Here is a 25,945-nt window from a genome sequence, read left to right as displayed (position 1 = left end):
TGCCGGCTGGCTCGATCTCGCAGAACGCTTCTCTCGGCCGTTGGGCGGGGCGGAGCCAGGCCGGACGTCGGTGGGAGGGGCAGTGGAAGGCACGTCACATTTCCCGGCGCCGCACGCCACGCAGAATTACTCTTACAAGGCGTAGTAGTTGCTGCACGAGTGACAGGGGAACACCCACCCTTCAGCGACTGGAGACTCCACATGACCAGTCAGGTTCTCGCCATCACCCAGCCGGTCCCGGCAGGGGCCGTCGTCCAGTGGGGCTTCGTCACGATCACGGTCGCCAACCTCATCGTGATCCTTGCGATGATCGTGGTCTTCGTGCTCGCGATCGTGCTGCCCTTCCCCGGTTCTCACCGGGACGACCGATGAACACCCGTCAGGCCGAGGCGCCGTTGCAGCGCGGGCCGCACGACAGCTGGTCCGCCGGGCTGAGCTCGTGGATAGAGGGACTCGTGCCCAGGGGCCAGTGGCTGCCCGACCGGCAGCCGGCCTACGTCGCGTCATGGATCTACGTCTTCGGCGTCGCCTGCCTCGCAAGCCTCGCCGTCGTCATCGGCTCCGGCCTCGTGCTCACCCTGGGTGGCATCACGTGGTGGCACACGAGCAGCGTCGGACACTTCGTGAACTCCGTGCACCTCTGGAGCGTCGAGCTCTTCTTCGCGACCATGGTGATCCACCTCTGGGGCAAGTTCTTCATGGCCGCCTGGCGCGGCCACCGCGGACTCACTTGGGCCACAGGCGCGCTCGCGTTCTTCGGATCGCTCGGAACGGCCTTCACCGGCTACCTCATGCAGACCAACTTCGACTCCCAGTGGATCACGACACAAGCCAAGGACGGCCTCAACGCAGCCGCCGTCGGCGCCTACTTCAACGTCATGAACGTCGGCCAGATGATCCTGTGGCACGTCGCCCTGCTCCCCCTCGTGGTCGGGGTCATCGTCGTCATCCACCTGGTCCTCGTACGCCGGCGCGGCGTGGTGCCGCCCATCGGCTGGGACGAGCCCACGACGACCCCAGCGGATCCGGGAGGTGAGCGGCCATGAGCACCGCGACGAAGCCCGTCGAGCGCACCGCGACACGAGGCTCCACCTGGGCGCCCGACTCGCACGGCTTCCCCACCCGACGCTACGACCTCGTCAAGGAGTTCGTCATCGCGCTCGGCGTGATGACCGTCCTCTCCGTGCTCGCCGCACTGGTCTTCTCCTCGCCCGACGACCCCGCCATCACCCTGCAGGAATGGGCGACCAAGGCGCCGAACGACGTCGTCGCCACGGCGAGCGCCGAGCTCGCGGGCACGAGCACGAGCGCCGGATACGGCGCCCCGTACAACACCAACGCCGACGGGCAGGCGCTCGGACCGATCAACCTGCAGAAGCTCCCCGGCGTCACCGAACCCATCGACTCGGCCAAGGACTTCGTCCTCGACCCGGTGCGCACCCTGACCGACGACGCCCCCGCGGTGGCGGCGCTCAAGGCATGGGACCGCGCCGGCGCCGACCAGCAGACCGCATGGGCGACGGCATACTCGGACGCGCTTGCGGCCGCCCCGGACGGCGACGCCGCCAAGGTGGTTGCGGGTGACTACGGCCCGGTGCCAGCGCTCGGCCAGGCCGAGGTCCGTCTCGCCGCGAGCGGCGCGCTCGAAGGGCTCCTCACGACCCGCACGAGCTTCTTCGGGGTCGACAGCACCAGGGCACTGCTCCTGCTCAGGTGTGGACCCTGATGGTCCTGCTCAGCATCGCCTTCATCTGCATCCCGTGGATCCCGGGGCTGCGCACGCTCCCCAAGCACCTGGGCGTGCACCGTCTGATCTGGCGTTCTGCACGCCGTCAGGCCGGCGGATCGTTGACGAGTCGGTGACCGACACGCGGGCGCAAGGGCGCCGGGTCAGCCGTCGTCGAGCTCGAGGAGCAGGTCCTCCACGGAGAACTCCCGCCCTGCCCCGATCTCCCGCGCCCAGTCCTCGGCGTTGATGAGGCCCTCCACCGCGGTCCAGGCCTCGGACCGCTCCTCCTCCTGGTAGGGGTTCGGCAGCGACAGACGGTCCCTCATGGCCTCCTCGGCGCCGATCAGGCGCGCGGCATGCACCGGGTCGCCGAGGCCGATGAGGATGTTCATGTACGTGTTGGCGAACGCCATCGTGAGGTTCGGGCTGCGCAGCCGCACGATCTGGGCGATGAGGGACCTGGCGAGCCTGCCGGCCTCCTCTGGGCGCCCATCCGCCGCCAGCAGGTTCGCGAGGTTCTGGCCCTGGACCGCTGCCTCGTGCACGTCGCCGGCCGCTCTGACGATCTCCAGCGCCTCGTTGGTCAGCTCCTCGGCGCGTGCGTAGTGACCCAGCTGCTCCTCGACCCCGGCGAGGTTGCCCAGGGCACGGGTCAGCCTGAAGGGGTTGCCGATCCGCCGGTGCAGCGTCAGGGACTCCTCGAACGTCTGCCGTGCGGAGTCGAGCTCCCCCCGGTGCAGCTGCGCCGTCCCGACGATCCCCATCGCGAAAGCCTCACGCTCCTCGTCCGCGACGACGCGCGCCATGGTCAGGCTCCGAGTGGCGAACTCTGCGCCGCGCTCGGCATCCCCCCGGGCGATGAGGAGGTTGGCGTAGGTCCCGAGGCACTCGGCGAGGTCTCCCGAGGGCGCGCTCCCGGCGCGCTCGAGCGCGAGCCCCAGCCAACGGCATCCCTCGATGACGTATCCACCCGTGTACCAGAGCCATCCGAGCGACGTCGCCAACCGGAGGCCGGTCGCCGACGCCACGAGATCGGCTGCCTCCGTTCCCCCGCGGTGGCGAAGCGCCCAGGCGAGGGCCTCACGGAAGTTGTCGAGCTCGACCTCCGCCTGGCCGAGGGCGAGCAGGTGATCGGAGTCGCGCGTCACCCTGAGCCGCTCGGCGACCGCCAGGTAGTGGTCGGCGTGGACGGAACGTGCTTCGTCGAGCTGACCCGTGCCGCGCAGCTCCGCCAGTGCGAAGGCTCGGATCGTCTCGAGCAGGGTGATGCGGGGCTCGCCGTCGGGCGCCTCGGCCACGATCCCGAGGCTGGCGTCGACGATGTCGGCGACAAGGTCCAGGGGCTCGGCGTGCCGGTCGCCCGACCCTGCGCGGAGCACCACCGCCGTCACCGCCTCGAGGTCGGCCCCGCCCGCGAACACCCCCAGCCGACGGAAGAGCTCCTGATGACTCTCGGGGAGCAGGTCGAACGACCAGGCGATGGTCTCGCGCAGCGTCCGGTGCCTCGGCGGCCCTTGCCTGCTCATCGAGGCGAGGTCCAGCGTCGTGTCGATCCGACGCAGGAGGGCCTGCGGGCCGAGCAGACGGGTTCGCGCGGCGGATAGCTCGATGGCCAGCGGGAGCCCGTCCAGGCGTCGGCAGATCGCAGCCACCGCCTCGACGTTCTCCGGCGTCAGTCGGAAGTCCGGGCGCACGCTCTGCGCCTGCTGCACGAAAAGCTGCACGGCCGGGGACTCGCTGACGGCCGCCTCGGTCGAGGCGGTCGGCAGGCCGAGGGGCTGGACCGGGTAGAGGTGCTCCCCCGGGATGGCCAGCGGCCGGCGTGAGGTCGCCACGACTGCAGCGAGAGGAGCTGCCGCCAACAGCTCCGAGACGATGGCGTCGGCCTCGCTGAGCTGCTCGAGGTTGTCCATGACGAAGAGCGCAGCCCGGTTGCCCACCTGCTCGAACAGGCGCGGCGGCTGACGGCTGCTGCGCGGCACCTCGAGCACGTCCCCGAGCGTCGACCACGTCACCTCTGGTGTGGTGGCGGACGCCACGGGCACGAAGTAGACCCCGTCGGGAAAGGCCGCCACGAGGGTTCTCGCCACCTCGATCGCGAGCCGCGTCTTGCCCGAGCCTCCCGGCCCGGTGAGGGTCACGAGTCTGATCTCGGGTGACCGCAGCAGGTCCACCACGTCGGCGACCGCCTGCCCACGTCCGACCAGGTGGGTCGTCGGCATGGGCAGGCGGGACGCAGCGCCGAGGGTCCGGAGGGTGGGAAAGTCGTTCCGCAGGCCGTCGACTGTCAGCTGGAAGAGCCGCTCCGGCTCCTGGATGTCCTTGAGGCGGTGGGAGCCGAGGTCCCTCAGGCCGACGCCGACCGGCAGAGCGTCGCGAGCAAGCTCGGCAGAGACCGACGAAAGGACAAGCTGCCCTCCGTGGGCCGAGGAGGCGATGCGGGCTGCGCGGTGCACGTCCATCCCGACGTAGTCGTCGTCGTGGACCTGCGGTGACCCGGTGTGGAGGCTCATCCGGACGCGCACCCGCTCGTCGCCGGGCCAGGCATGAGTTGCCAGTCCACGCTGGCCTTCGACTGCCGCCCCCACCGCCCCCTCCGCCGTCGGGAAGACCACGAAGAAGCTGTCCCCCTCGGTTCCCATCTCGGTTCCCCCGTGTGCGGACCACGCGGAGCGCAGGACGTCGCGGTGGCCGTCCAGAGCCGCCGTGTACCTACGACCCAGACGGCTCAGCATCCGGGTCGACCCCTCGATGTCGGAGAACAGCATCGTCACCGTCCCGGACGGCAGCTGGCGCACGGGCGTCTCCCTCTCACTCTGGCGTTTCGAGCGTGGGTGCTGGGAGCGCGGCCCGTCAAGAACCGCGCGCGAGCCATGCCGAACGAGACGAGGAGGGAGAGCAGGGCTCCTCCGACGCGACTGCACGGTCGGGGGGTGGTCAGTCCGCGGACGAGACGGGCCCAAACACGCAACCCGGGCCAGGCAGCCCGCCTAGTGTGGTGCGGTGGAGACCGAGCCGTCCGCGCAGCTCCTCGACGGCGTCCTCGACGCCGCCGAGAACGCCTCACCGCTGCACGCCGTCGAGGCGGTGACCGCCACTCTGGCGCGTCGCCTCCGAGCGTCGGCCGCCTTCTTCCTCATCTCCGACCTGGCCGGCGGCGCTCTCGTGCGCATGTCCCACGGCGCCTCCGACGCGGCCTTGGAGCGCCAGGGGCTCGATGGCTCGGAAGGCCTGACCCGCGTCGACGAGGGCGAGCAGTCGGTCAGTGTGCCGATGGACCACGGTCCCGTCGAGAAGGCCATGCGGACCCAGACGGTGCAGGTCCTCCCGGCCGCCATGGTGCAGGGTGACGACACGTCTACCGGCTGGGTCGTGCTTGCCCCGGTGACGGAGCGTGGCGAGGCTCTGGGACTCCTGCAGGTGCGGCTCCCGGATGCCCCGGACGCCAGGACCCTGGTCGAGATCGCCCGCATCGGCCACCTGCTCGCCTTCGTGGTCATCGCGAACCGGCGACACACCGACCTGTTCGAGCGCGCGGAGCGCAGCGCTCTCTTCTCGCTACCGGCCGAGATCCAACGACGACTGCTCCCACCGGCCTTCACCTGTGAGGCGGGAGCCTTCACGCTCGCGGCCTGGTTGGAGCCCTCAGCATCTGTCGGCGGCGACACCTTCGACTACTCCCTGGGCCGCGACGCGCTGCACCTGTCACTCACCGACTCGATGGGCCACGGGGTGGCGAGCGCCCTGACCGCGACCCTGTGCGTCGGGAGCCTGCGGAACACCCGTCGCATGGGCGGTTCCCTCACCGACCAGGCGCGCACCGCCAACCTGGCACTGTGCGAGCACGCAGCCGCCAACGGCGCCGAGAACTTCGCCACCGGGCTCCTGGGTCGACTCGACCTCACGACAGGCACCCTCGCCCTCATCAACGCGGGGCACGTCGCCCCGTACGTGTGGCGTGACGGCGCCCCGTCGGCCGTCATGCTCGACGCCGACATCCCGCTTGGAATGTTCCCCGAGACGCGCTACAGGAGCACCGACGTCGCCCTCCTACCGGGAGACCGAATCGTTCTGGTCACCGACGGCATGCTCGAACGCAACGCCGCATCGTTCGACCTGCCTGCCGAGATCACCCGTACGCGTCCCCTGCACCCACGGGAGGCCAGTCGCCGCCTGACCGCCCTGCTGCTGGAGCACTGCCGTCAAGTCCTGGCCGATGACGCCACGGTCATGGTCCTGGACTGGCACGGGATGCACGGTCAGCCGCGTCGGACGGTTGCGGGGGCCGAGCAGTGGCGCGCGAGCGCCGACAGGTCCAGCGACTCCCCCGGCGCCTGACCATTGCACCTGGTCGTGCTGACGCGGTGTTGACGCGGCGGTGGTGGCGTGCCAGCGGTGGCGTGCTAGCGGTGGCGGTGGGACGCCGTCGTGGTCGGGCGAGTTCGTTCCTCACCCGACCGACCGCTCCTCCCAAATCCCGCAGCGTCCGATAAACGAAGAAGGACCCGACGAAAAGCGTGTCGGGTCCTTCTTCGTTTGGCGGTGGCGGTGGGATTTGAACCCACGGTGGAGTCACCCCCACACACGCTTTCGAGGCGTGCTCCTTAGGCCGCTCGGACACGCCACCGGGAGAGACCTTACCCGAGCCTCCGGCCCTCGAAGAAATCGACCAGCAGAGCCGCCGACTCGTCGGCCCGGACGCCGCCGACGACGTCGACGAGGTGCGTGGCGAGGGGGTCGCGGGTCAGGTCCCAGACCGAGCCGCACGCCCCCGCCTTGGGGTCCCAGGCAGCGAAGACGACGCGATCGAGCCGCGCCGCCATGGTCGCCCCGGCGCACATGACGCACGGTTCGAGGGTCACGACGAGCGTGCAGCCGTCGAGCCGCCACCCGCCCGTCGACCGGGCGGCCTCGCGCAGCGCCACCACCTCTGCGTGCCCGGTGGGGTCGCCGAGCTCCTCACGGACGTTGCGCCCGCGGCCGACCACCTCGCCGTCCCGGTCGACGACGAGGGCGCCGACGGGGACGTCCTGCGACCCCGCCGCTGCGGCGGCGAGCTCGAGCGCCTGCCCCATCCAGGCGGCACACGACTCGGGCGAGGGGACGGGGCTCTTGCCGGGGGTCTCGGATCGCTTGGGCACGCGCTAAGTTTCCACCCATGGACGTCCACGTCGCAGACCACCCGCTCATCGCCCACAAGCTGACCTACCTGCGCGACAAGCGGACCGACAGCCCCACCTTCCGCCGGCTCGCCGAGGAGCTCATGACGCTCCTCGCCTACGAGGCGACGCGCGACGTCCGCGTCGAGCCGTTCGAGATCGAGACGCCCGTCGCGCCGACGACCGGCATCAAGCTGAGCAACCCCAAGCCGCTCATCGTGCCGATCCTGCGTGCGGGCCTGGGCATGCTCGAGGGCATGGTCAACCTGCTGCCGAGCGCCGAGGTCGGCTTCCTCGGCATGCAGCGCAACGAGGAGACCCTCGAGCCGGTCACCTACGCGAACCGGCTGCCCGACGACCTCACCGGCCGCCAGGTGTTCGTGCTCGACCCGATGCTCGCCACCGGCGGCTCGATGGCCGACGCCATCACCTACCTCGTCGACCGCGGCGCCGACGACATCACCGCCGTCTGCCTGCTCGCGGCCCCCGAGGGGGTCGATCACCTGCGTCAGCAGACCGAACGGCTCGCGGTGCCCGTCAAGGTCGTGCTCGGCACGATCGACGAGAAGCTCAACGAGAAGGGCTACATCGTGCCCGGACTGGGCGACGCAGGTGACCGCCTCTACGGGGTCGTCTGACCACTGCTTGCGTATGCCGCCGGGCGGGTCCCGGCGTCAGGGCAGGGTGTCGCCCCACTCGGCGTCGCGAGCGGCACGGTAGCGCTCCCCTGACTTCTTCGACACGACCTCCCGACCGGCGGTCCCGTCGGGTCGGCACACCTTGAACTCCACAAAGCCCTTGCGCTTCAACGGGTGTCGCAGGATCCGGCTCGAGCTCGCCTGCGCTGCTGGCGAATCCACGACGCCGGGGCGCGCCGCGGCGACCCACGAGAACTTCTCGTCCTCGTAGGAGAGCTCGGCGCCCTTGAGCCGACGGTGCTCTGCCGACCGGTTGATCCGCGCCGCGAAGTGGCACCAGTCGCTGCCCTCGAGCGGACAGGCGCTCGCGTGGGGGCACGGGCCGAGGAGCGTCCACCCGGCGTCCACCAGGGTGGAACGCACGCGGAGCACGCGCGCGTAGCCGTCCGGGGTCCCGGGTTCGGCGACGACGACGGCCTGACCCCGGTGCATGGCGTCGGCGACGAGGGCGTGCTGTGCGGGCTCGTCGAGCTCGCTCAGCACGTAGGAGACGGTGACGAGGTCGGCCTGGAGCGACGGCCAGTCGCCGGCCACGGCGCGGGCGAAGGTCGCGTTCGCCAGCACCTCCGACGGGCCGCCGCGCACGAGCTCACGTCCGAGGGCCAAGGCGTCCTCGACCTGGTCGAGCACCGTGACCGTCTCGAGCGACTCGAACGCGCCCGCGGCCGCCCAGGCCGCCGCGCCGGTGCCACCGCCGAGGTCGAGGAGCGACCGCGGTGCAAGGCCACGGTCGGCGACGTCGCCCAGCGCCCGCGACAGGGCGGCGTGCGTAGCCGGCATCCGGTAGGCGGCATACGCCGCGACGCGCACCGGCGAGGCGAGGATCGGAGCCGCGGCAGGAGCCACCGAGCGGTAGCGGGTGACCAGGGCCTCCGTCGCGCGGGTCAGGTCTTGCTCGCTCACCCCACGAAGGGCGCGCGAGAGAGCGGCTCGCAGCTCGGCGGCATACGCTGGCGTTCGCGACACCCGAGGAGGATAGCCGCGGACACGCGGGGTCGAGGCCCCCTACGGCACCCCACCTGCCACGTGCGGCACACTGGTCCCACCCCTGTGCCGTGGGGCTGTCAGGGCAGCCTGCGCCACCTTCCCTCCAAGGAGCGACACACCATGGGCCCCAAGGCCAAGAAGGTCATCCTGATCATCGTGCTGGCGTTCTTCGTGTATGCCATCTTCACCTCCCCTGACAAGGCTGCCGACATCGTCAGCAACATCTGGGGCGTGCTGGTCGACGGCTTCAACGCGATCCTCCGGTTCTTCAACTCCCTGCTGAACCGGTGACTCGAGCAGACTGAGGCCATGGCACCGCGACGACGGAGCACGGAGGTCCCAGCGGGGCTGGCGCCCATCCTGCTCCCGGGCGAGAACCTCGTGACCGCCGTCCGGGCGCACTGGGCCAAGCTCGCCGAGCCCGCGGTGACCTCGCTGCTCGGCTTCGTGGCCGCCGTCTGGGTCGACTCCAACGTGACCAAGTCGACCCAGGCCCTCGGCACGGTCTTCTGGTGGCTCTTCTTCATCCTCTTCGCGCGGCTGCTGTGGTGGGTCATCGACTGGCACCACAACTGGTTCGTCGCGACCGACAAGCGGCTGCTGCTGCGGTTCGGCCTCATCACGCACAAGGTCGCGATGATGCCGTTGCTCAAGGTCACCGACATGAGCTACGTCCGCTCGATCCCCGGCCAGTTCCTCGGCTACGGCAAGTTCGTCCTCGAGAGCGCCGGCCAGGACCAGGCCTTGCGTGAGGTCAAGTGGGTGCCCGACCCCGACCAGACCTACCGCGACATCTGCGCCGAGATCTTCCACATCGTCCCCCCGCCCGGTGACGAGGACTTCCAGGAGTTCGACGACGACTTCTCGGACGACACGAGCGGGCCCGGCAGCCCACCGGCCCCGCAGCCCCCGGCCAGCCCGATCACGCCCGGCGGCTCGGGCTTCCCCGACGTGCACCGCACCCACAACCCGATCCAGGACCGCCTCGACTCGTACTCCCGAGCCGTGCCGATCCAGCGCCCGTCGGACCGTTCCGAGACCGTCTACGAGAGCAACGACATCAAGCGGCGGCGGCGCGGAGCCGACACCGGGCCGATCTGGCCCCGCGGCGACGACTGAGCCGAGGCAGGCGCAGGACTCAGGTTGCGGGTGCAAGACACCCGGGGGCAGGGCTCGCCGGTGGCGTGGCGCACCGATAGTTTGTGGTGATCCGCCTGTCATCGCCGACCGCTCGGAGGAACGCATGAGTGTCTTTCGCACGAAGTCGATCGAGGCCTCGATGGCCTCGGCCGAGGAATCCGACCACCACCTCAAAAGGCGCCTCTCAGCCCTGGACCTCACCGTGTTTGGCGTCGGCGTCATCATCGGCGCCGGCATCTTCACGCTGACGGGCCGAGCAGCAAAGGACTACGCCGGCCCCGCCATCGCGCTCTCGTTCGTCGTCGGCGCGGTGGTCTGCGGTCTCGCCGCGCTCTGCTACGCCGAGTTCGCGTCAACGGTCCCGATCTCCGGCTCGGCCTACACGTTCTCCTACGCGACGCTCGGTGAGCTCATCGCCTGGATCATCGGCTGGGACCTCCTCCTCGAGCTCATGCTCGGTGCGAGTGTCGTGGCACAGGGGTGGTCGACCTACCTCGTGAAGCTGCTGGACCAGCTGGGCATCACCTGGCCCGAGAGTCTGGCACCCGGCTCGCACTTCGACCTGCCGGCGTTCATCCTGATCGCCCTGCTGACGAGCCTCGTGGCCATCGGCATCAAGGAGTCGCTGCGGGTCAACCTGGTGCTGGTCGCCATCAAGCTCTTCATCGTCCTCTTCGTCATCTTCGCCGGCATCGGCTTCATCAACCGCGACAACTGGACGCCCTTCATCCCGCCGTCGCAGCCGGGCGCGGCCGCGTCCGGCCTGACGACGCCGCTCTTCCAGGCCATCACGGGCGTCGAGCCGGTGACCTTCGGCGTGCTCGGCATCATGAGCGGCGCCGCGGTCGTCTTCTTCGCCTACATCGGCTTCGACGTCGTCGCGACCACGGCCGAGGAGGCCAAGAACCCGCAGCGCGACCTGCCCATCGGCATCATCGGCTCGCTCGTCATCTGCACCGTTCTCTACATGGCGGTCTCGCTCGTCATCACCGGCATGGTCAAGTACAACAAGATCGACCCGGACGCCGCCCTGGCCTCCGCGTTCACCTCGGTCGGCAAGGACGGCTACGCCACCTTGATATCCGCGGGTGCCGTGGCCGGCCTCACGACGGTGGTCATGACACTGCTGATCGGGGCGACTCGGGTGACGTTCGCGATGAGCCGTGACCGCCTCATCCCGGGCACCCTGGGCGTGACGAACGAGCGCACCGGCACCCCGGTCAAGCTCACGGTCATCATCGGTTCGGTCGTGGCGCTCATCGCCGCACTGACCCCGATCGGCAAGCTCGAGGAGATGGTCAACATCGGCACGTTGACGGCCTTCATGCTCGTGTCGATCGCGATCCCGATCCTGCGCAAGCGCCGCCCCGACCTGAAGCGCTCCTTCAAGGTGCCGGGCAGTCCGTTCGTCCCGTGGCTGTCTGCCGCGATGTGCTTCTACCTGATCCTCAACCTGTCGATCGAGACCTGGATCCGCTTCATCGTGTGGATGGCGATCGGGTTCATCATCTACTTCGCCTACTCCCGTCACAACAGCAAGCTCGCCAAGGGCGAACCGGAGTCCGGCCTCGAGGGCCGGCCCGAGATGCTCAGCGGGCGCTGACCCAGCGACGCACAGAGTCGCAGCCTCCGTGAGCCCGCCCGCATCCTGCGGGCGGGCTCACGGCGTTCTGGGGCGCAGGAACCTTCGCTCGGGCTCGCACTGGCACGGGCAGCCGGCGAGGCATGACCGTTCGAAGCAGTCGTCCAGGCACTCGCACTCGGGTGTCGGATGCAGTGCCTCTCGGGCAGCCGCGGCCTCCAGCGCCCGACGTCGCGCGGCGGCCTTCTCCTCCCGAACGCCGCTCACCGTCGGGTGGTCGGCAGGCGTGCCACGTCGGGCCCGGCGGGCTTGTCGACGGGTGCGCTGCTCGAACCACGCCCGCGCCGGCGGAGCTCCACGGCGGGGGTCGACACCGCGGTCGGCCGGCTCGTCGACCGGTGGCCGCGCGTCGAGATGGCTCGGCAGGCGTCGACCGGCGTGGTCGCGCAGGACATCGAGGGGAATCGGCGCCACCTCGGCTCCCGTGGTGTCGAGAACTGCGAGCCGCAGTCCCGCAAGCGCCAGGATCGATCCCAGCGTCGCCGTGTCGGTGCGCATCGCCCCCGACTCGATGCGGCCCACGGTCGCCCTCGACAAACCGAGCAGATCTGCCACCTCGCGCTGGCTCAGGTCGGCGACGCGACGCGCGCGGGCTGCATACCGCGCCGCATCAAAGTCCTCGGTCGAGCGACCTTGCGCGTCCACGAACACCTCCCGAGCACCCTGACCAGGGACCGATCGTCGCAGCGGCCACCGACAGCGGTGGTCAGTACTCCACTCACCCGCACCACGTCGGTCGGGGTCAGAACACTCAGACCCTGCTCCGCTCAGGGGGGCAAGAACTGATAGGTCACCACCCACACAAATCCCTCCCCTGCTCGGATCTTGCTCCGCTCAGGGGAGCAAGAACTGATAGGTCACCACCCACACAAATCCCTCCGCTACTCGGATCTTGCTCCGCTCAGGGGAGCAGGATCCGAGCAGTCAGGGCGGAACTGGTCGTGGTCAGAGGGCCTTGATGATGTCCTCGACCCGCTCCTTCGCGTCGCCGAAGAGCATGGCCGAGTTGTCGCGGAAGAAGAGCGGGTTCTGCACACCCGCGTAGCCCGCGTTCATCGAGCGCTTGAAGACCACGACGTCCTTGGCGTTCCAGACCTCGAGCACCGGCATGCCAGCGATCGGGGAGGTCGGGTCCTCGGCCGCCGCCGGGTTGACGGTGTCGTTGGCGCCGATGACGAGCACGACGTCGGTGCCCGGGAAGTCGTCGTTGATCTCGTCCATCTCGAGGACGATGTCGTAGGGCACCTTCGCCTCGGCGAGCAGGACGTTCATGTGCCCAGGCAGGCGACCGGCGACGGGGTGGATGCCGAACCGCACGTCGACGCCGCGCTCGCGCAGCTTCGCGGTGAGGTCTGCGACCGGATACTGCGCTTGGGCGACCGCCATGCCGTAGCCGGGCGTGATGACGACCGACCCGGCGTGGGTGAGCAGGTCGGCGACCTCTGCGGCGCTGGTCTCGCGGTGCTCGCCGTAGTCGACGTCGGCGTCCGAGACCGCGCCGTCGGAACCGAACCCACCGGCGATGACCGACACGAACGAGCGGTTCATCGCCTTGCACATGATGTAGGAGAGGTAGGCACCGGAGGAGCCGACGAGCGCGCCGGTGACGATGAGCAGGTCGTTGCCGAGCATGAAACCGGCCGCGGCCGCAGCCCACCCGGAGTAGCTGTTGAGCATCGACACGACGACCGGCATGTCGCCGCCGCCGATGGAGGCGACGAGGTGCCAGCCGAAGGCCAGCGCGATCGCGGTCATGACGGCCAGCGGCACGATCGAGTGCGACGCGACGAACCACACGAGCAGGCCCGCGGACACCACGACGGCGGCAAGGTTGAGCCAGTGGCGGGCCGGGAGCATGAGCGGCTTGCTCGAGATCCGGGCGGACAGCTTGAGGAAGGCCACGATCGAACCGGTGAATGTCACGGCTCCGATGAACGTGCCGAGGAAGATCTCGACGAGGTGCACGCCGTCCGAGCCCTCGCCGGTCGCGAGGAAGGTGTTGAAGCCGACCAGCACGGCGGCCGCACCGACGAAGCTGTGCAGCATCGCGATGAGCTCGGGCATGCCGGTCATCTCGACGATGCGCGCCCGCCAGATGCCGATCGCGGCGCCGATCGCCATGGCCACCGCGATGAGCAGCCAGTTCAGGGCGCTCGACCCGCGCAGGGCCAGCCAGAGCGTCGCGACGAGCGCGAGCGCCATGCCGATCATGCCGAGGACGTTGCCGTCGCGGGCGGTCTCGTGCTTCGAGAGGCCTGCCAGCGACAGGATGAAGAGCAGGGCAGCGACGATGTATGCCGCGCTGATGAGTGCGATGTCCACGTGCGGTCAGCCCTTCCGGAACATCGTGAGCATGCGGCGGGTGACGAGGAAGCCACCGAAGATGTTGATGCTGGCGATGAGCGTCGCCAGGAAGGCGAGCACGAGGATCGCCCCGGACATCCCGCTGGTCCACTGGCCCAGCTGGATCAGCGCCCCGACGACGATGATGCCGCTGATCGCGTTCGTCACCGACATGAGCGGCGTGTGCAGGGCGTGGTGGACGTGGCCGATGACGTAGTAGCCGACGACGACCGCGAGCGCGAAGACCGTGAAGTGACCGAGGAAGCTCGCCGGCGAGAACGCGGCGACGAGCGCGAAGATCGCCGCCCCGATCGCCATCCCGGCATACCTTCGTCGTGGGTCCTTCGGTGGCTCAGGCTCTTTCGCGACCCGCTTGCCTGAAGCCGGCGAGGCAGCGACGGGAGCCGCACTGACCTGGATCGCCGGCGGCGGCCACAGCAGCTCTCCGTCGCGGGCCACCGTCATGTTGCGCTGCACGACGTCGTCGAAGTCGAGGACGAGCTGCCCGTCCTTGCCGGGCGTCAGCAGTTTCATGAGGTTGACGAGGTTGGTGCCGTAGAGCTGTGAGGCCTGGGTGGGCAGCCGCGCCGCGAGGTCCGTGTAGCCGATGATCTTGACGCCGTTGGCCGTGACGACGAGCTCGTCGGCGACCGCACCCTCGACGTTGCCGCCGTTGCTGGCCGCCATGTCGACGATGACCGAGCCCGGCTTCATCGTGGCCACCATCTCGGCGGTGATGAGCCGCGGCGCCGGGCGCCCCGGGATCAGCGCCGTCGTGACGACGATGTCGACGTCGGGCGCCTGGGCGGCATACAGCTCGGCGGCCCGCCGGTTGTACTCCTCGCCCATCTCCTTGGCGTAGCCGTCGCTCGAGGCGGCGGCCTCGTCGACCTCGGGCATCTGGACCGGCAGGAAGTCGGCGCCCATCGACTCGACCTGCTCGGCGACCTCGGCCCGGGCGTCGGTCGCGCGCACGATGGCGCCGAGCGACCGGGCGGTCCCGATGGCGGCGAGGCCGGCCACCCCCGCGCCGGCGACAAGCACCTTGGCCGGCGGCACCTTGCCCGCGGCCGTCACCTGTCCGGTGAAGAACGACCCGAACTCGTGCGCGGCCTCGACGACGGCGCGGTAGCCGGCGATGTTGGCCATCGACGAGAGCACGTCGAGCGACTGGGCCCGGCTGATGCGCGGCACGGCGTCCATCGCCATGGCCGTGACGCCGGCGGCGCGCAGCTTCTCGACGAGGTCGGGGCTGATCGCCGGGGCCATCAGCGAGACGAGGACGGTGCCGGCGCGCAGACGCGCGATCTCGTCGTCGGAGGGCGCGTTCACCTTGTGCACGATCGGCGAGCTCCACGCCTCGGCGCCCTCGACCACGCGAGCCCCCGCGGCGGCATACGCCTCGTCCGAGAAGCTCGCCCGCTCCCCCGCTCCGGCCTCGACAGCGACCTCGTAGCCGAGACCGACGAGGGCCTCGACCGTCTTGGGCGTCGCGGCAACCCGCGTCTCGCGGGCCCGCGTCTCGCGGGGGACACCGATCTGCACGCTGGCTCCTTCGCACTCGGTCAGGCAGCTGGGTCGCAGGGCACTGGTTCCCGAACCTAGAGCACGAGGAGTGGGTAGGGCATCGTCTGCGCAGCAGGTCACACGAAAACGCCCCGCGTGGCGGCGACGATCTCTGATGCTGGTCAGTCAGAGCCGAGCAGTTCGTCGCACAGCTCGGCGTCGGCGACGACCGCGTTGACGAGTCCGCCTGCGAGAGCAGCCCGCACCGCGGCGGCCTTGGGCGCCCCCGACACGATGGCGACGACCTCGCGTATGCCGCGGAGCAGCTCCGGGCTGATCGTGACGACGCGCTCGGAGAGGGGCGGTTCGACGAGCGCGCCGGACGCGTCGAAGAAGACGCCGGCGAGCTCACCGACGACGCCGAGCCCTGCCGTCGCTTCTCGGTCGACGGGCGTGACCGCATCGAAGATCGTCGACATCGCCGGCGCCCAGGCGCCGATGCCCATCACGGCGGTGGTGACCCGCGCAGCCTGGCCCAGCGCCCGCGCGACCTGCGGCTCCCGACGCAGGGTGGCGGCGCCGGAGGCGTCGTCGAGCAGGAGGGGGGCGTAGAAAATCGAGGACCCGCCGCCGGTGACGCGGGCGGCGCGCCTCACGATGTCGACGGCGCTGCTGTCGTGACCGACCACCTCCATCGCGCCGCTCAGCTGCACGACGTCGACGGGCGGGAGGTCGCGCAGGGCGCGGGTCATCGTGTCGACCGAGCGGGACCAGGGGAGCCCCAGCACGTCGGACGGGGTGAGCACCTCGCTGAGCAGGCGAGCGGCGGCGGTCCCCAGGTGCTCCGGCAGTGCGGAGCGCTCGAGCCGGCTGCCGTCGACGACGACCGCGTGGCGCAGCCCGAAGCGCTCCTGGAGGCGTGCGGAGCGGTCGAGGTCGAGCTCACCGTCGGCGACGATCTCGATGCGCACGATGCCGCTGTCGCGCGCAAAGTCGATGAGGCGGGCGACCTTGAAGCGGCTGAGACCGAGCTCGTCGGCGATCTCGATCTTGGACTGGCCGGCGAGGTAGTGCCGGCGCGCCACGGCAGCCGCGAGGACCAGCTCGGCCGGCCCGCGTCGCTCCATCCCGGTCTCCTTCACGCCTGAAGTCTGACGCCTGCGGGGCGCCGTGGTGACAGGGACCCCGAACTTCGGTCGCCCTGTTGACAGCGGTGACCGGAGTCACTTTACTCATATGTGCATGCCAGCGCTCAAATGAGCGGACTCAAGGAGGAGACGTGCGACGACAGGCAAGCAGACGGGCACTCGTGCTCGCCGCCACCGCAGGCATGGGCGCGAGCCTGTCGGCCTGCGCCGGCTGGGGAGCCGTCGGCGGAGGCGGCGGTGACGACGCCATCAACGTCCTCATGGTCAACAACCCGCAGATGGTCGACCTCCAGCAGCTGACCGCCGAGAACTTCACGGCGAAGACGGGCATCCGCGTCAACTTCACGGTGCTGCCCGAGAACGACGTGCGCGACAAGATCAGCCAGGAGTTCTCGAGCCAGGCGGGCCAGTACGACGTGGCCACGGTCAGCAACTTCGAGATCCCGATCTACGCCAAGGCGAAGTGGATCACCCCGCTCGACGACTTCATCGCCAAGGACGCCACGTTCGACCAGGCCGACATCCTCAAGCCGATGCAGATCTCGCTCTCGTCCGAGGGCAAGGTGTACGGCGAGCCGTTCTACGGCGAGTCGTCCTTCCTCATGTACCGCAAGGACGTGCTGCAGGAGAAGGGCATCACGATGCCGGAGCAGCCGACGTGGCAACAGGTCGCCGACATCGCGGCCAAGGTCGACGGCGCCAAGCCCGGCATGGCCGGGATCTGCCTGCGCGGCCAGCCCGGCTGGGGCCAGATCTTCGCTCCGCTCACGACCGTCATCAACACCTTCGGCGGCACCTGGTTCGAGAAGGACTGGACGCCGAAGGTCAATGCGCCGGAGTTCAAGCAGGCCGTCAACTTCTACGTGAACCTCGTGCGTGAGCACGGCGAGAAGGGCGCCCCGCAGGCAGGCTTCACCGAGTGCCTCAACAACCTCACCCAGGGGTCGGTCGCGATGTGGTACGACGCAACCTCGGCCGCCGGTTCCCTCGAGGCACAAGACTCCCCAGTACGCGGAAAGCTCGGCTACGCGCCGGCGCCGGTCGTCAATACGACGAGCTCCGGCTGGCTCTACGCCTGGTCGTGGGGCATCCAGACCGCGAGCACCAAGCACGACAACGCCTGGAAGTTCGTCTCGTGGGCCTCGAGCAAGGAGTACGAGCAGCTCGTCGGCCAGAAGCTCGGCTGGTCGCGCGTCCCGGCGGGCAAGCGAGCCTCGACCTACGACAACGCCGACTACCTCAAGGAGGCGGGCGCCTTCGCCGCACCGACGAAGGCCGCCATCGAGGCCGCCGATCCGGCCAACCCCGGCGTCCAGCCGCGGCCGGCCCTCGGCATCCAGTTCGTCGACATCCCCGAGTTCCCCGATCTCGGCACCCAGGTCAGTCAGGACGTCAGCTCGGCCATCGCCGGCCAGCTCACCGTCGACGAGGCCCTCGACGCGGGGCAGTCCCTCGCCGAGGACGTCGCCGAGCGCTACAAGTCGAGGGAGGCACAGTGAGCACCGCAACGCAGACACCAGAGGCCACCACGGCCGAGCAGCCCGGCCGTTCGACGACACTCGCCAAGGCGGGTGACTGGGCCCGACGCGCACCGCTGCTGCCGGCGCTCGTCTTCGTCATCGTCATGACGCAGCTGCCGTTCCTCGCGACGCTCGTCATCTCCTTCATGGACTGGAACGCCTACTACCCCGACGAGCGGGGGTTCGCCGGCCTCGACAACTTCAAGCGGGTCTTCACCGACACCAACGCCCGTCAGGCCGTCGTCGTCACGATCCTGCTCACGGTCGGCGTCGTGCTGATCAGTCTCGTGCTGGGCCTCGCCATCGCGCTGCTGCTCGACCGCAAGTTCCGCGGCCGAGGCATGGTGCGCACCCTGATGATCACGCCGTTCCTGATCGTCCCGGTGGCTGCCGCGCTGCTCTGGAAGCACGCCCTCTATAACCCCGAGTACGGCCTCTTCAACGGTCTGCTCAAGGGGGTCTTCGGCGAGAACGCGCCCCAACCCGACTGGATCACCAACAACCCGCTGTGGGCGATCATCGCCGCGCTGGTCTGGCAGTGGACCCCGTTCATGATGCTGATCCTGCTGGCCGGGCTGCAGAGCCGCCCGCTCGACGTCGTCGAGGCCGCACGCATCGACGGCGCGAGCAGCTGGCAGATCTTCCACAGCATGACCCTGCCGCACCTGCGCCAGTACATCGAGCTGTCCGGACTGCTCGGCGCCATCTACGTCGTGCAGAACTTCGACGCCGTCTTCACCATCACGTCCGGCGGCCTGGGCACGGCCAACCTCCCGTACTTCATCTACCAGACGTTCTACACCGCCCAGGACTACGGGCGTGCCTCTGCCGCAGGCGTGGTCGTCGTGATCGGCACGATCATCATCGCGACGCTCGCCCTGCGCACCGTGTTCAGCCTGTTCAAGGAGGAGACCCGATGAGCGCCGCACCGCAGACCACCACCCCCTCAGGTACGCCATCGGGCTCGACCGGCGCCCGCGGCACCTCGAGCGTCGAGATCGTCCACCGCAAGCCGCCGAAGAAGGCCGCCCTGCTGGGCGTGCTCGCCTGGGTCATCGGCATCATGTTCGCGCTGCCGGTGGCCTGGATGGTGCTGACGTCGTTCCACAAGGAGACCGACGCCGCCACGAACCCGCCCAGCGTCTTCGCCCCGCTCAGCCTCGACGGCTACCGGACGTTCTTCGCCGCCGGGCCGTGGCCCTCGCTGCTCAACTCGCTGACGGCGAGCGTCGTGTCGACGATCCTCGTGCTGCTGCTGGCGTTCCCTGCGGCGTACGCGCTGTCGATCCGCCCGGTGCGCAAGTGGACCGACGTGCTCTTCTTCTTCCTCAGCACGAAGATGCTGCCGATCGTCGCCGGCATCCTGCCGCTCTACCTGTTCGCGCAGAAGGTGCACCTGCTCGACAACATCTGGTACCTCGTCATCCTCTACACCTCGATGAACCTGCCGATCGCGGTGTGGATGCTGCGCTCGTTCCTCGCCGAGGTGCCCGTGGAGATGCTCGAGGCCGCGCAGGTCGACGGGGCCAGCCTCACGCGTACGCTCCGTGACGTCATCGCGCCGGTCGTCATGCCGGGCATCGCGGCGGCGGCCCTCATCTGCTTCATCTTCAGCTGGAACGAGCTGCTGCTCGCACGAGTGCTCACCGGAACCGTGGCCGGCACGGCGCCGGTCTTCCTCACCGGGTTCGTCACGAGCCAGGGCCTGTTCCTCGCCAAGGTGTGCGCGGCCTCGCTCATCGTGTCGCTGCCGGTCCTCGCCGCCGGCTTCACGGCGCAGGACAAGCTCGTGCAGGGCCTGTCGATGGGCGCCGTCCGATGAGCGCAGCCACCGAGAGCCACACCCCGACCAGCCTGTCGGCGAGCACGTATGCTGCCCTGCCGCCCCAGGTGGGCCGGCCGGCATACGACCGCGGCAAGGTCACCGCGGGCATCGTGCACTTCGGCGTCGGCGGGTTCCACCGCGCGCACCAGGCGATGTACGTCGACCAGCTGATGGGGCAGGGCGAGGCGCTCGACTGGGGCATCTGCGGCGTCGGTGTCCTCCCCCACGACAGGCGGATCGTCGACACGCTCCGGGCGCAGGACGGTCTCTACACCCTCATCGTCAAGCACCCCGACGGCCACCGCGAACCCCGCGTCATCGGCAGCATCGTCGAGATGATGTTTGCGCCGGACGACCGCCAGGCCGTCGTCGACCGGCTCGCCGACCCCGCGACCCGGATCGTCAGCCTGACGATCACCGAGGGCGGCTACCTCGTCAACCAGGTGACGGGCGAGTTCGACGCCTCCGACCCGGCGATCCGGGCCGACCTGGAGGAGGGGGCTTTCCCGCGCACGGTCTTCGGCTTCGTCGTGGCCGGGCTCGCGGCGCGGCGGGCGGCCGGCCAGACGCCGTTCACGGTCATGTCGTGCGACAACCTGCCCGGCAACGGCGACGTGGCGCGCAAGATGATGACCGCCTTCGCTCGGCTCAAGGACCCGGGGCTCGCTGACTGGATGGACGAGCACGTGCTGTTCCCCAACTGCATGGTCGACCGCATCACCCCGGTCACGGCCCCTGAGGACATCGAGCGGCTCGCCGACGAGTTCGGGGTGCAGGACGGCTGGCCGGTCGTGTGCGAGCCGTTCACGCAGTGGGTGCTCGAGGACCACTTCACCGACGTGCGCCCCCCGTTCGAGCACGCAGGCGTGCAGCTCGTCGACGACGTCGTGCCCTACGAGCTGATGAAGCTACGGCTGCTCAACGCGAGCCACCAGGCGCTGTGCTACCTCGGCTACCTCTCCGGCTACCGCTACGCGCACGAGGTGTGCCAGGACCCGCTCTTCGTCGACTTCCTGCTCGGCTACATGGAGCGCGAGGGGAGCCCGACGCTGCCCGAGGTGCCCGGGGTCGACCTCGACGCGTACCGCCACCAGCTCATCGAACGGTTCGCCAACCCCGAGGTGCGAGACACGCTGGCCCGGCTCTGCGCCGAGTCGTCCGACCGCATCCCGAAGTGGCTCGTGCCCGTCATCAACACGAACCTCGAGTCGGGTGGCGAGATCGATTGCTCGGCGCTCGTGGTCGCCTCGTGGGCCCGCTACGCCGAGGGGGTCGACGAGCAGGGCGAGCCGATCGAGGTCGTCGACCGCATCAGGGACCGTGTCATGGCGGCCGCGGCCCGGCAGCGTGACGACCCCCTCGCTTTCCTGCGCGACAAGGACCTCTTCGGCGGGCTGGCCGACGACCCGCGGTTCGCCCAGGTGTTCACCGAGGCACTCTCGGCCTTGCACGACAAAGGCGCTCGGGAGACGCTGCAGTCATGGAGCACTCGGGTGAGCACGTGACCGACGGCCGGACCCTCGTCGCGGGGGTGGACAGCTCGACCCAGTCGACGAAGATCGTCGTGTGCGACGCCGAGACGGGCGCGATGGTGCGCACCGGGCGGGCGCCGCACCCCGACGGCACCGAGGTGCATCCCGACCGGTGGTGGGAGGCGTTCGAGCAGGCCCGTGGCGGCGGCATCCTCGAGGGGGTGGCCGCCGTCGCCGTCGGCGGGCAGCAGCACGGCATGGTGGCGCTCGACGGGTCCGACGCCGTCGTGCGCGAGGCGCTGCTGTGGAACGACACGCGCAGCGCCGGCGCTGCGCGTGACCTGACCGACGAGCTGGGAGGTTCCGCTGCGTGGGTCGACGCCGTCGGCTCCGCCCTGGTGCCGAGCTTCACGGTGACCAAGTTGCGCTGGCTCGCCGAGCACGAGCCCGAGAAGGCTGCTCGCGTCGCCCGCGTCGTCCTTCCCCACGACTGGCTGACCGGCCGCATCCTCCAGCAGGGCAACGGTTTCGAGCGCTGGACGACCGACCGCGGTGATGCCTCGGGCACCGGCTACTGGTCGGCCGCCACCGGAGGCTACCGTCCCGACCTGCTGGAACGGGCCTTCGGCCGCGACCTCGCGGTGCCGCACGTGCTCGAGCCCGCCCAGGCCGCCGGGCACACGTCAGACGGCATGCTCGTGGCCGCGGGCACCGGAGACAACATGGGAGCGGCACTCGGCCTGACGCTGCATCCCGGCGACGTCGTCGTCTCCCTCGGCACGAGCGGCACGGTCTTCACGCCGCACCGGTCTGCGATCCGCGACGAGACGGGGGCCATCGCCGGGTTCGCCGACGCGACCGGACACCACCTTCCGCTCATGTGCACCCTCAACGCCGCGCGGGTGCTGACGGCGGCCGCCTCGATGATCGGAGTCGACCTTGCCGAGCTCGATCGCCTCGCGCTGCAGGCCTCTCCGGGGGCGGACGGCCTGACCCTGCTGCCCTACCTCGACGGCGAGAGGACGCCCGACCTCCCCGACGCGACCGGCACGCTCAGCGGCCTGAGCCGGGCCAACTCGACGCCCGAGAACCTCGCCCGTGCCGCGGTCGAGGGGATGCTGTGCAACCTCGTCGCCGGCGTCGATGCCCTGCGTGAGCACGGCGTCTCGGTCGACCGAGTGCTGCTCATCGGCGGCGCCGCTGCGTCGCGGGCCGTGCGCGAGATCGCGCCAGGGCTCTTCCGCGCGCCGGTCGTCGTGCCGGCACCGGCCGAGTACGTCGGCGTCGGCGCCGCCCGGCAGGCAGCGTGGGCCCTTTCAGGAGAGGCGGACCCACCGACGTGGGCTCTCGAGGTCGACTCCGAGTATGCCGTCGCCCCCGGTGACGCCGACGCTCAGGCGACCGTCGTGGCGCGCTACCAAGCCCTCGTCGCACAGACCTACGGCCGCTGAGGGTCGCGCGCACGGGTCGAGCCGGCGACGCTCAGAGGTCGTCCACGGCCTGTAGCCGACCGGAATCCACGGCTGCCGCCAGAGGGCGACGACGTCCTGGGCACCGCGCGGGCCGAGCTGCGCCTGGTCGGTGAACGGCATACGTCCGCGCGCCTCCCCGACGCGCTCGGCACGAGCGGCCGATGCGTCGGGGAACTGCCCGTCAGGTGTCGTCATGACACGTCAGCGGGCGTGGTCAGGCGAGCGCCTTGGCCTTGAGCGCGGCGAACTCGTCGGGCGAGATCGTCCCGGCGTCCAGCAGCTCCTTGGCCCTGGCGATCTGCTCGGGCGCCGACGTGCCGGGCCCTGCAACCGAGCGCACGTAGTCCTCCTGGGCCTTGCGCGCCTGCTCGTACGTCTTGACGGTGCGCTCGTTCATGCCGCGGCCACGGACGATGAGGTAGACGATCGCGGTGATGAAGGTGAAGAGAACGAGGCAGATGACCCACACCGCCTCATCCCGCCCGAGACCTCCGGGTCGCGGAACAGGGCGGCGACGATCGAGAAAAGCACCATGAGGTACGACGCGAACGCGAAGAAGACGATGATGAACCAGATGATGTCCCAGAACGACATGTCGGGGCGACCTTTCTCGTGGGGCGCCGCCAGTCGTGAGCGCTCCCTCCCAGCGTCGGTGGCGCCTCACGGCCGGTCATCATCCTCACAGGGTGACTGTGCCCCGCTGTCGCTCAGCGGTACTCGGGGTTGTGCCAGCCGAAGTGGTCGCCCTCGTTCCAGGCCGACCGCTGGTTGCCGTAGGCAGGGACCCCACCCGCGTCGTGCAGCATCCGGGCGAGGTGCATGAGGTTCCACGTCATGAAGGTGGTGTTGCGGTTGGTGAAGTCGTTCTCGGGACCACCGCTGCCCGGGTCGAGGTAGCTGGGCCCGGGGCCCGCCTCGCCGATCCAGCCTGCGTCGGCGTTGGGAGGGATCGTGTAGCCCACGTGCTGCAGGCTGTAGAGCACGTTCTGGGCGCAGTGCTTGATGCCGTCCTCGTTGCCGGTGATGAGGCACCCGGCGACCCGACCGTAAAAGAGGTACTGGCCCTTGTCGTTGAGCTGACCGCTCAGCGAGTAGATCCGCTCGATGAAGCGCTTGGTGATGCTCGAGTTGTCACCGAGCCAGATCGGTCCCGCGACGACGAGGATCTGGCTGTCGAGGATGCCCGGATAGAGGTCCGGCCACGCATCGGCCTCCCAGCCGTGCTCACGCATGTCGGGATAGACGCCGGTGGCGACGTCGTGGTCGACGAAGCGGATCTCGTCGACCACGACGCCGTGCTCGCGCATGATGGCTGCGCTGGCGTCGACGAGGCCCTGGGTGTGGCTCTGCTCAGGGCTCCTCTTGAGGGTGCAGTTGACGTAGGTGGCCTTGAGGCCCGTGAAGTCCCAGTCAGTCATGAGCCGACTCTCCACCCTGCCCGCGCCCGCCTGCAGCGAAACGGTGAGGGTCGGCCAAGCGGTGGCCGCCTCACATCTGCTCGGGCGACTCCAGGCCGAGCAGGTCGAGGCCGGTCGTCATGACCCGGAACACGAGCGCGCACAGGGTGAGCCTCGACTCCTTGACCTCGTCGAGATCGGCCTTGAGCACGGGGCAGTTCTCGTAGAACGCCGAGAACGCCTGAGCCAGCTCGAAAAGGTATGCCGCGAGCCGATGCGGCTCGTAGGTGGCACCGACCTCGGCCACGACGTCGCCGAAGCCGAGCAGGTGCATCGCGAGGGCACGCTCGTGCGGCTCACGGACCAGGAGCGGTGCGTGCTGGTCGAGCGGCTCGTGGCCCACCTGCCGGAAGATCGACCGGATGCGCGCGACGACGTACTGGAGGTAGGGCCCCGTGTTGCCGGTCAGCGCCACCATGCGGTCGAGGTCGAAGACGTACTCGCTGTCGTGCGCGACGGACAGGTCGGCATACTTCACGGCACCGATGCCGATCTGCCGGGCGATCGTCGCCCGGGTCGCGTCGTCGAGCTCGGGCCGGGTCTCGTCGATGACCGCCTGCGCCTTCTCGACGGCCTCCTCGAGCAGCGCCATGAGCCGCAGCGGCTTGCCCGAGCGGGTCTTGAGGATCTTGCGGTCGTCGCCGAGCACGTTGCCGATCTGCACGTGGACGGGCACGACGTCGTCGGGGAGCCAGCCGGCCTTGCGGGCGGTGTCCCAGACCATGTTGAGGTGGAGCGACTGCGGAGCCCCGATGACGTAGAGCACGCGGTGGGCACCGAGATCATGCACGCGATACTTGATGGTCGCGAGATCGGTTGTGGCATAGCCGTATCCGCCGTCGGACTTGCGGATGATGAGCGGGACCGGCTTGCCCTCACGGCCGGTGTAGCCGTCGAGGAAGACGCAGAGGGCGCCCTCGGACACCTCGGCGATGCCCCGTGACTCGAGCTCCTCGCAGATCCCCGGGAGCGCGTCGTTGTACATCGACTCGCCCGCGAGGTGCAGGTCGCTCAGCGTCACCCCGAGAGTCGAGTACAGCTTGTTGAAGTAGACCTTCGACAGGTCGACGAGCTCGTTCCAGAGGCGCAGGGTCTCGGCGTCGCCGGCCTGCAGACTCACGACCCGCGACCGGGCGCGCACGTTGAAGTCGCCTGCACTGCCTGCCGGTTCGGCCTTCTCGGCAGTGTCGAACTTGACCCGGGCCGACTGGTAGAAGGCGTTCGGGTCGGTGACGAGCAGCCCGGCCTCCTCGGAACCCTCACCGACCTCGAGCAGGTGCTCGATGAGCATGCCGAACGGCGTGCCCCAGTCGCCGATGTGGTTCTGCCGGATGACATGGTGGCCCAGGTGCTCGAGGGTGCGGGCGATCGAGTCGCCGACGACGGTCGTGCGCAGATGACCGACGTGCATCTCCTTGGCGACGTTGGGCGCCGAGTAGTCGATCGGGATGTTCTGCGCCGGCTCGAGGGCGACGCCGGTGCGCTCGTCGGCCTCGACGTCCTGGAGCAGGCTCGCGAGCCAGGAGTCGGTGAAGGTGAGGTTGATGAAGCCCGGCCCGCTCACCTCGACCGTGTCGCACACGCCGTCGAGGTCGAGCGCGGCGACGATCTTCGAAGCGACGTCACGCGGCGGCATGCCGACCTTCTTGGCCAGCGCCAGCGCCGCGTTGACCTGCACGTCGGCGAACTGCGACGGACGCAGCACCGGGTCGGCCTCGCGGAAGTCGTCGCCGAGGGCGGCGGCGATCGCGGACTGGACCTTGGGCGTGAGCGCGACGAGCGGTGAAACCATGCGGGCCAGTCTATGAGCGGCGGCGCAGTGCCCGCGCCGGGGTTTCAGCGGCCCC

At 69.7% G+C, this 25,945-nt stretch carries 23 protein-coding genes and 1 tRNA gene; 13 read left to right on the top strand and 11 right to left on the bottom strand.

All coding sequences use genetic code 11. The features are described from left to right. The first annotated feature begins 201 nt into the window (after positions 1 to 201). From AC1DE0_RS12835 to AC1DE0_RS12825, 3 genes are read left to right on the top strand one after another with little or no spacing between them, the layout of a single operon-like run. Positions 202 to 372 carry a hypothetical protein gene (locus tag AC1DE0_RS12835; protein WP_478101044.1) on the top strand — a complete coding sequence of 57 codons (171 nt, stop codon included), beginning with the start codon at positions 202 to 204 and terminating at the stop codon, positions 370 to 372. Beyond that, positions 369 to 1,046: a cytochrome b N-terminal domain-containing protein gene (locus AC1DE0_RS12830; RefSeq protein ID WP_478101042.1), complete on the top strand. Its 678-nt coding sequence runs from the start codon at positions 369 to 371 to the stop codon at positions 1,044 to 1,046. The genes AC1DE0_RS12835 and AC1DE0_RS12830 overlap by 4 nt, the downstream gene beginning before the upstream one ends. Beyond that, positions 1,043 to 1,726, top strand: coding sequence for a hypothetical protein (locus AC1DE0_RS12825; protein WP_478101041.1), 684 nt, complete (start codon positions 1,043 to 1,045; stop codon positions 1,724 to 1,726). The genes AC1DE0_RS12830 and AC1DE0_RS12825 overlap by 4 nt, the downstream gene beginning before the upstream one ends. 164 nt (positions 1,727 to 1,890) lie before the next feature. Here AC1DE0_RS12825 and AC1DE0_RS12820 read toward each other — a convergent pair whose 3' ends face one another. After that, the gene (locus AC1DE0_RS12820; RefSeq protein ID WP_478101040.1) at positions 1,891 to 4,527 is read right to left on the bottom strand and encodes an ATP-binding protein; all 2,637 of its coding nucleotides are present in this window, start codon (positions 4,525 to 4,527) and stop codon (positions 1,891 to 1,893) included. Between the two features lie 205 nt (positions 4,528 to 4,732). Here AC1DE0_RS12820 and AC1DE0_RS12815 point away from each other — a divergent pair, with 205 nt between their 5' ends. Next, complete coding sequence (locus AC1DE0_RS12815) at positions 4,733 to 6,067, top strand: PP2C family protein-serine/threonine phosphatase (protein ID WP_478101039.1); 1,335 nt, start codon at positions 4,733 to 4,735, stop codon at positions 6,065 to 6,067. A gap of 199 nt (positions 6,068 to 6,266) precedes the next feature. Here AC1DE0_RS12815 and AC1DE0_RS12810 read toward each other — a convergent pair. Both AC1DE0_RS12810 and AC1DE0_RS12805 read right to left on the bottom strand, forming a co-directional pair. Continuing rightward, a tRNA-Ser gene (locus tag AC1DE0_RS12810) sits at positions 6,267 to 6,356 on the bottom strand. Between the two features lie 10 nt (positions 6,357 to 6,366). Beyond that, positions 6,367 to 6,870 carry a nucleoside deaminase gene (locus tag AC1DE0_RS12805; RefSeq protein WP_478101038.1) on the bottom strand — a complete coding sequence of 168 codons (504 nt, stop codon included), beginning with the start codon at positions 6,868 to 6,870 and terminating at the stop codon, positions 6,367 to 6,369. 17 nt (positions 6,871 to 6,887) lie between these two features. Between AC1DE0_RS12805 and upp the strand changes: the two genes are divergently transcribed. After that, positions 6,888 to 7,526, top strand: coding sequence for a uracil phosphoribosyltransferase (gene upp / locus AC1DE0_RS12800; RefSeq protein ID WP_478101036.1), 639 nt, complete (start codon positions 6,888 to 6,890; stop codon positions 7,524 to 7,526). Between the two features lie 36 nt (positions 7,527 to 7,562). Here the strand turns inward: upp and AC1DE0_RS12795 are convergent, their stop codons facing one another. Then, positions 7,563 to 8,552, bottom strand: a complete 990-nt coding sequence (locus AC1DE0_RS12795) for a small ribosomal subunit Rsm22 family protein (protein WP_478101034.1) — start codon at positions 8,550 to 8,552, stop codon at positions 7,563 to 7,565. Between the two features lie 141 nt (positions 8,553 to 8,693). Between AC1DE0_RS12795 and AC1DE0_RS12790 the strand changes: the two genes are divergently transcribed. The 3 genes from AC1DE0_RS12790 to AC1DE0_RS12780 all read left to right on the top strand — a co-directional run bounded on the left by AC1DE0_RS12790 (position 8,694) and on the right by AC1DE0_RS12780 (position 11,316). Further along, a complete protein-coding gene (locus AC1DE0_RS12790) occupies positions 8,694 to 8,864 on the top strand; it encodes a hypothetical protein (protein ID WP_442290436.1) in 171 nt (56 codons plus the stop codon). 18 nt (positions 8,865 to 8,882) lie between these two features. Then, positions 8,883 to 9,692, top strand: a complete 810-nt coding sequence (locus tag AC1DE0_RS12785) for a PH domain-containing protein (protein ID WP_478101032.1) — start codon at positions 8,883 to 8,885, stop codon at positions 9,690 to 9,692. A 124-nt stretch (positions 9,693 to 9,816) separates the two neighbouring features. Beyond that, positions 9,817 to 11,316, top strand: a complete 1,500-nt coding sequence (locus AC1DE0_RS12780; protein ID WP_478101028.1) for an amino acid permease — start codon at positions 9,817 to 9,819, stop codon at positions 11,314 to 11,316. Between the two features lie 57 nt (positions 11,317 to 11,373). On the opposite strand, the gene AC1DE0_RS12775 is transcribed toward AC1DE0_RS12780, so the two are convergent. From AC1DE0_RS12775 to AC1DE0_RS12760, 4 genes are all read right to left on the bottom strand, one after another. Then, positions 11,374 to 12,000 (bottom strand): helix-turn-helix domain-containing protein, encoded by a 627-nt coding sequence (locus tag AC1DE0_RS12775; protein WP_478101024.1) that lies wholly within the window; start codon positions 11,998 to 12,000, stop codon positions 11,374 to 11,376. Positions 12,001 to 12,300: 300 nt separating this feature from the next. After that, a complete protein-coding gene (pntB, locus tag AC1DE0_RS12770; protein ID WP_478101022.1) occupies positions 12,301 to 13,677 on the bottom strand; it encodes a Re/Si-specific NAD(P)(+) transhydrogenase subunit beta in 1,377 nt (458 codons plus the stop codon). Between the two features lie 6 nt (positions 13,678 to 13,683). Continuing rightward, positions 13,684 to 15,243, bottom strand: coding sequence for a Re/Si-specific NAD(P)(+) transhydrogenase subunit alpha (locus AC1DE0_RS12765; protein ID WP_478101020.1), 1,560 nt, complete (start codon positions 15,241 to 15,243; stop codon positions 13,684 to 13,686). A 143-nt stretch (positions 15,244 to 15,386) separates the two neighbouring features. Further along, complete coding sequence (locus tag AC1DE0_RS12760; protein WP_478101018.1) at positions 15,387 to 16,346, bottom strand: sugar-binding transcriptional regulator; 960 nt, start codon at positions 16,344 to 16,346, stop codon at positions 15,387 to 15,389. A gap of 188 nt (positions 16,347 to 16,534) precedes the next feature. Between AC1DE0_RS12760 and AC1DE0_RS12755 the strand changes: the two genes are divergently transcribed. Genes AC1DE0_RS12755 through xylB form a run of 5 tightly spaced genes read left to right on the top strand, consistent with a single transcriptional unit; the run spans position 16,535 to position 22,620 of the window. After that, positions 16,535 to 17,851 (top strand): ABC transporter substrate-binding protein, encoded by a 1,317-nt coding sequence (locus AC1DE0_RS12755; RefSeq protein ID WP_478101312.1) that lies wholly within the window; start codon positions 16,535 to 16,537, stop codon positions 17,849 to 17,851. Beyond that, on the top strand, positions 17,848 to 18,792 hold the full coding sequence (locus AC1DE0_RS12750; protein ID WP_478101016.1) for a carbohydrate ABC transporter permease: 945 nt from the start codon (positions 17,848 to 17,850) through the stop codon (positions 18,790 to 18,792). Before AC1DE0_RS12755 ends, AC1DE0_RS12750 begins: the two co-directional genes overlap by 4 nt. Next, entirely contained in the window at positions 18,789 to 19,694 is a 906-nt protein-coding gene (locus tag AC1DE0_RS12745) for a carbohydrate ABC transporter permease (protein WP_478101014.1), read from the top strand. Before AC1DE0_RS12750 ends, AC1DE0_RS12745 begins: the two co-directional genes overlap by 4 nt. Next, positions 19,691 to 21,202: a mannitol dehydrogenase family protein gene (locus AC1DE0_RS12740; protein WP_478101012.1), complete on the top strand. Its 1,512-nt coding sequence runs from the start codon at positions 19,691 to 19,693 to the stop codon at positions 21,200 to 21,202. The genes AC1DE0_RS12745 and AC1DE0_RS12740 overlap by 4 nt, the downstream gene beginning before the upstream one ends. Then, a complete protein-coding gene (gene xylB, locus AC1DE0_RS12735) occupies positions 21,178 to 22,620 on the top strand; it encodes a xylulokinase (protein WP_478101009.1) in 1,443 nt (480 codons plus the stop codon). The genes AC1DE0_RS12740 and xylB overlap by 25 nt, the downstream gene beginning before the upstream one ends. Positions 22,621 to 22,855: 235 nt before the next feature. Here the strand turns inward: xylB and AC1DE0_RS12730 are convergent, their stop codons facing one another. The 3 genes from AC1DE0_RS12730 to argS all read right to left on the bottom strand — a co-directional run bounded on the left by AC1DE0_RS12730 (position 22,856) and on the right by argS (position 25,890). After that, positions 22,856 to 23,110, bottom strand: a complete 255-nt coding sequence (locus AC1DE0_RS12730) for an SHOCT domain-containing protein (RefSeq protein ID WP_478101007.1) — start codon at positions 23,108 to 23,110, stop codon at positions 22,856 to 22,858. A 238-nt stretch (positions 23,111 to 23,348) separates the two neighbouring features. Then, positions 23,349 to 24,059: a flavodoxin family protein gene (locus tag AC1DE0_RS12725; protein ID WP_478101005.1), complete on the bottom strand. Its 711-nt coding sequence runs from the start codon at positions 24,057 to 24,059 to the stop codon at positions 23,349 to 23,351. A gap of 70 nt (positions 24,060 to 24,129) precedes the next feature. After that, the gene (gene argS / locus AC1DE0_RS12720; RefSeq protein WP_478101003.1) at positions 24,130 to 25,890 is read right to left on the bottom strand and encodes an arginine--tRNA ligase; all 1,761 of its coding nucleotides are present in this window, start codon (positions 25,888 to 25,890) and stop codon (positions 24,130 to 24,132) included. Between the last annotated feature and the right edge of the window lie 55 nt (positions 25,891 to 25,945).

This window comes from Terrabacter sp. 05T424, assembly GCF_056396225.1.
This window is presented reverse-complemented; position numbering and strand designations above follow the sequence as displayed.

Coding starts and splice junctions, on each gene's coding strand:
- AC1DE0_RS12785 (WP_478101032.1), top strand. CDS start 8,883: ATGGCACCGCGACGACGGAGCACGGAGGTCCCAGCGGGGCTGGCGCCC.
- AC1DE0_RS12740 (WP_478101012.1), top strand. CDS start 19,691: ATGAGCGCAGCCACCGAGAGCCACACCCCGACCAGCCTGTCGGCGAGC.
- AC1DE0_RS12825 (WP_478101041.1), top strand. CDS start 1,043: ATGAGCACCGCGACGAAGCCCGTCGAGCGCACCGCGACACGAGGCTCC.
- xylB (WP_478101009.1), top strand. CDS start 21,178: ATGGAGCACTCGGGTGAGCACGTGACCGACGGCCGGACCCTCGTCGCG.
- AC1DE0_RS12780 (WP_478101028.1), top strand. CDS start 9,817: ATGAGTGTCTTTCGCACGAAGTCGATCGAGGCCTCGATGGCCTCGGCC.
- AC1DE0_RS12830 (WP_478101042.1), top strand. CDS start 369: ATGAACACCCGTCAGGCCGAGGCGCCGTTGCAGCGCGGGCCGCACGAC.
- AC1DE0_RS12755 (WP_478101312.1), top strand. CDS start 16,535: ATGGGCGCGAGCCTGTCGGCCTGCGCCGGCTGGGGAGCCGTCGGCGGA.
- argS (WP_478101003.1), bottom strand. CDS start 25,890: ATGGTTTCACCGCTCGTCGCGCTCACGCCCAAGGTCCAGTCCGCGATC.
- AC1DE0_RS12725 (WP_478101005.1), bottom strand. CDS start 24,059: ATGACTGACTGGGACTTCACGGGCCTCAAGGCCACCTACGTCAACTGC.
- AC1DE0_RS12790 (WP_442290436.1), top strand. CDS start 8,694: ATGGGCCCCAAGGCCAAGAAGGTCATCCTGATCATCGTGCTGGCGTTC.
- upp (WP_478101036.1), top strand. CDS start 6,888: ATGGACGTCCACGTCGCAGACCACCCGCTCATCGCCCACAAGCTGACC.
- AC1DE0_RS12745 (WP_478101014.1), top strand. CDS start 18,789: ATGAGCGCCGCACCGCAGACCACCACCCCCTCAGGTACGCCATCGGGC.
- AC1DE0_RS12835 (WP_478101044.1), top strand. CDS start 202: ATGACCAGTCAGGTTCTCGCCATCACCCAGCCGGTCCCGGCAGGGGCC.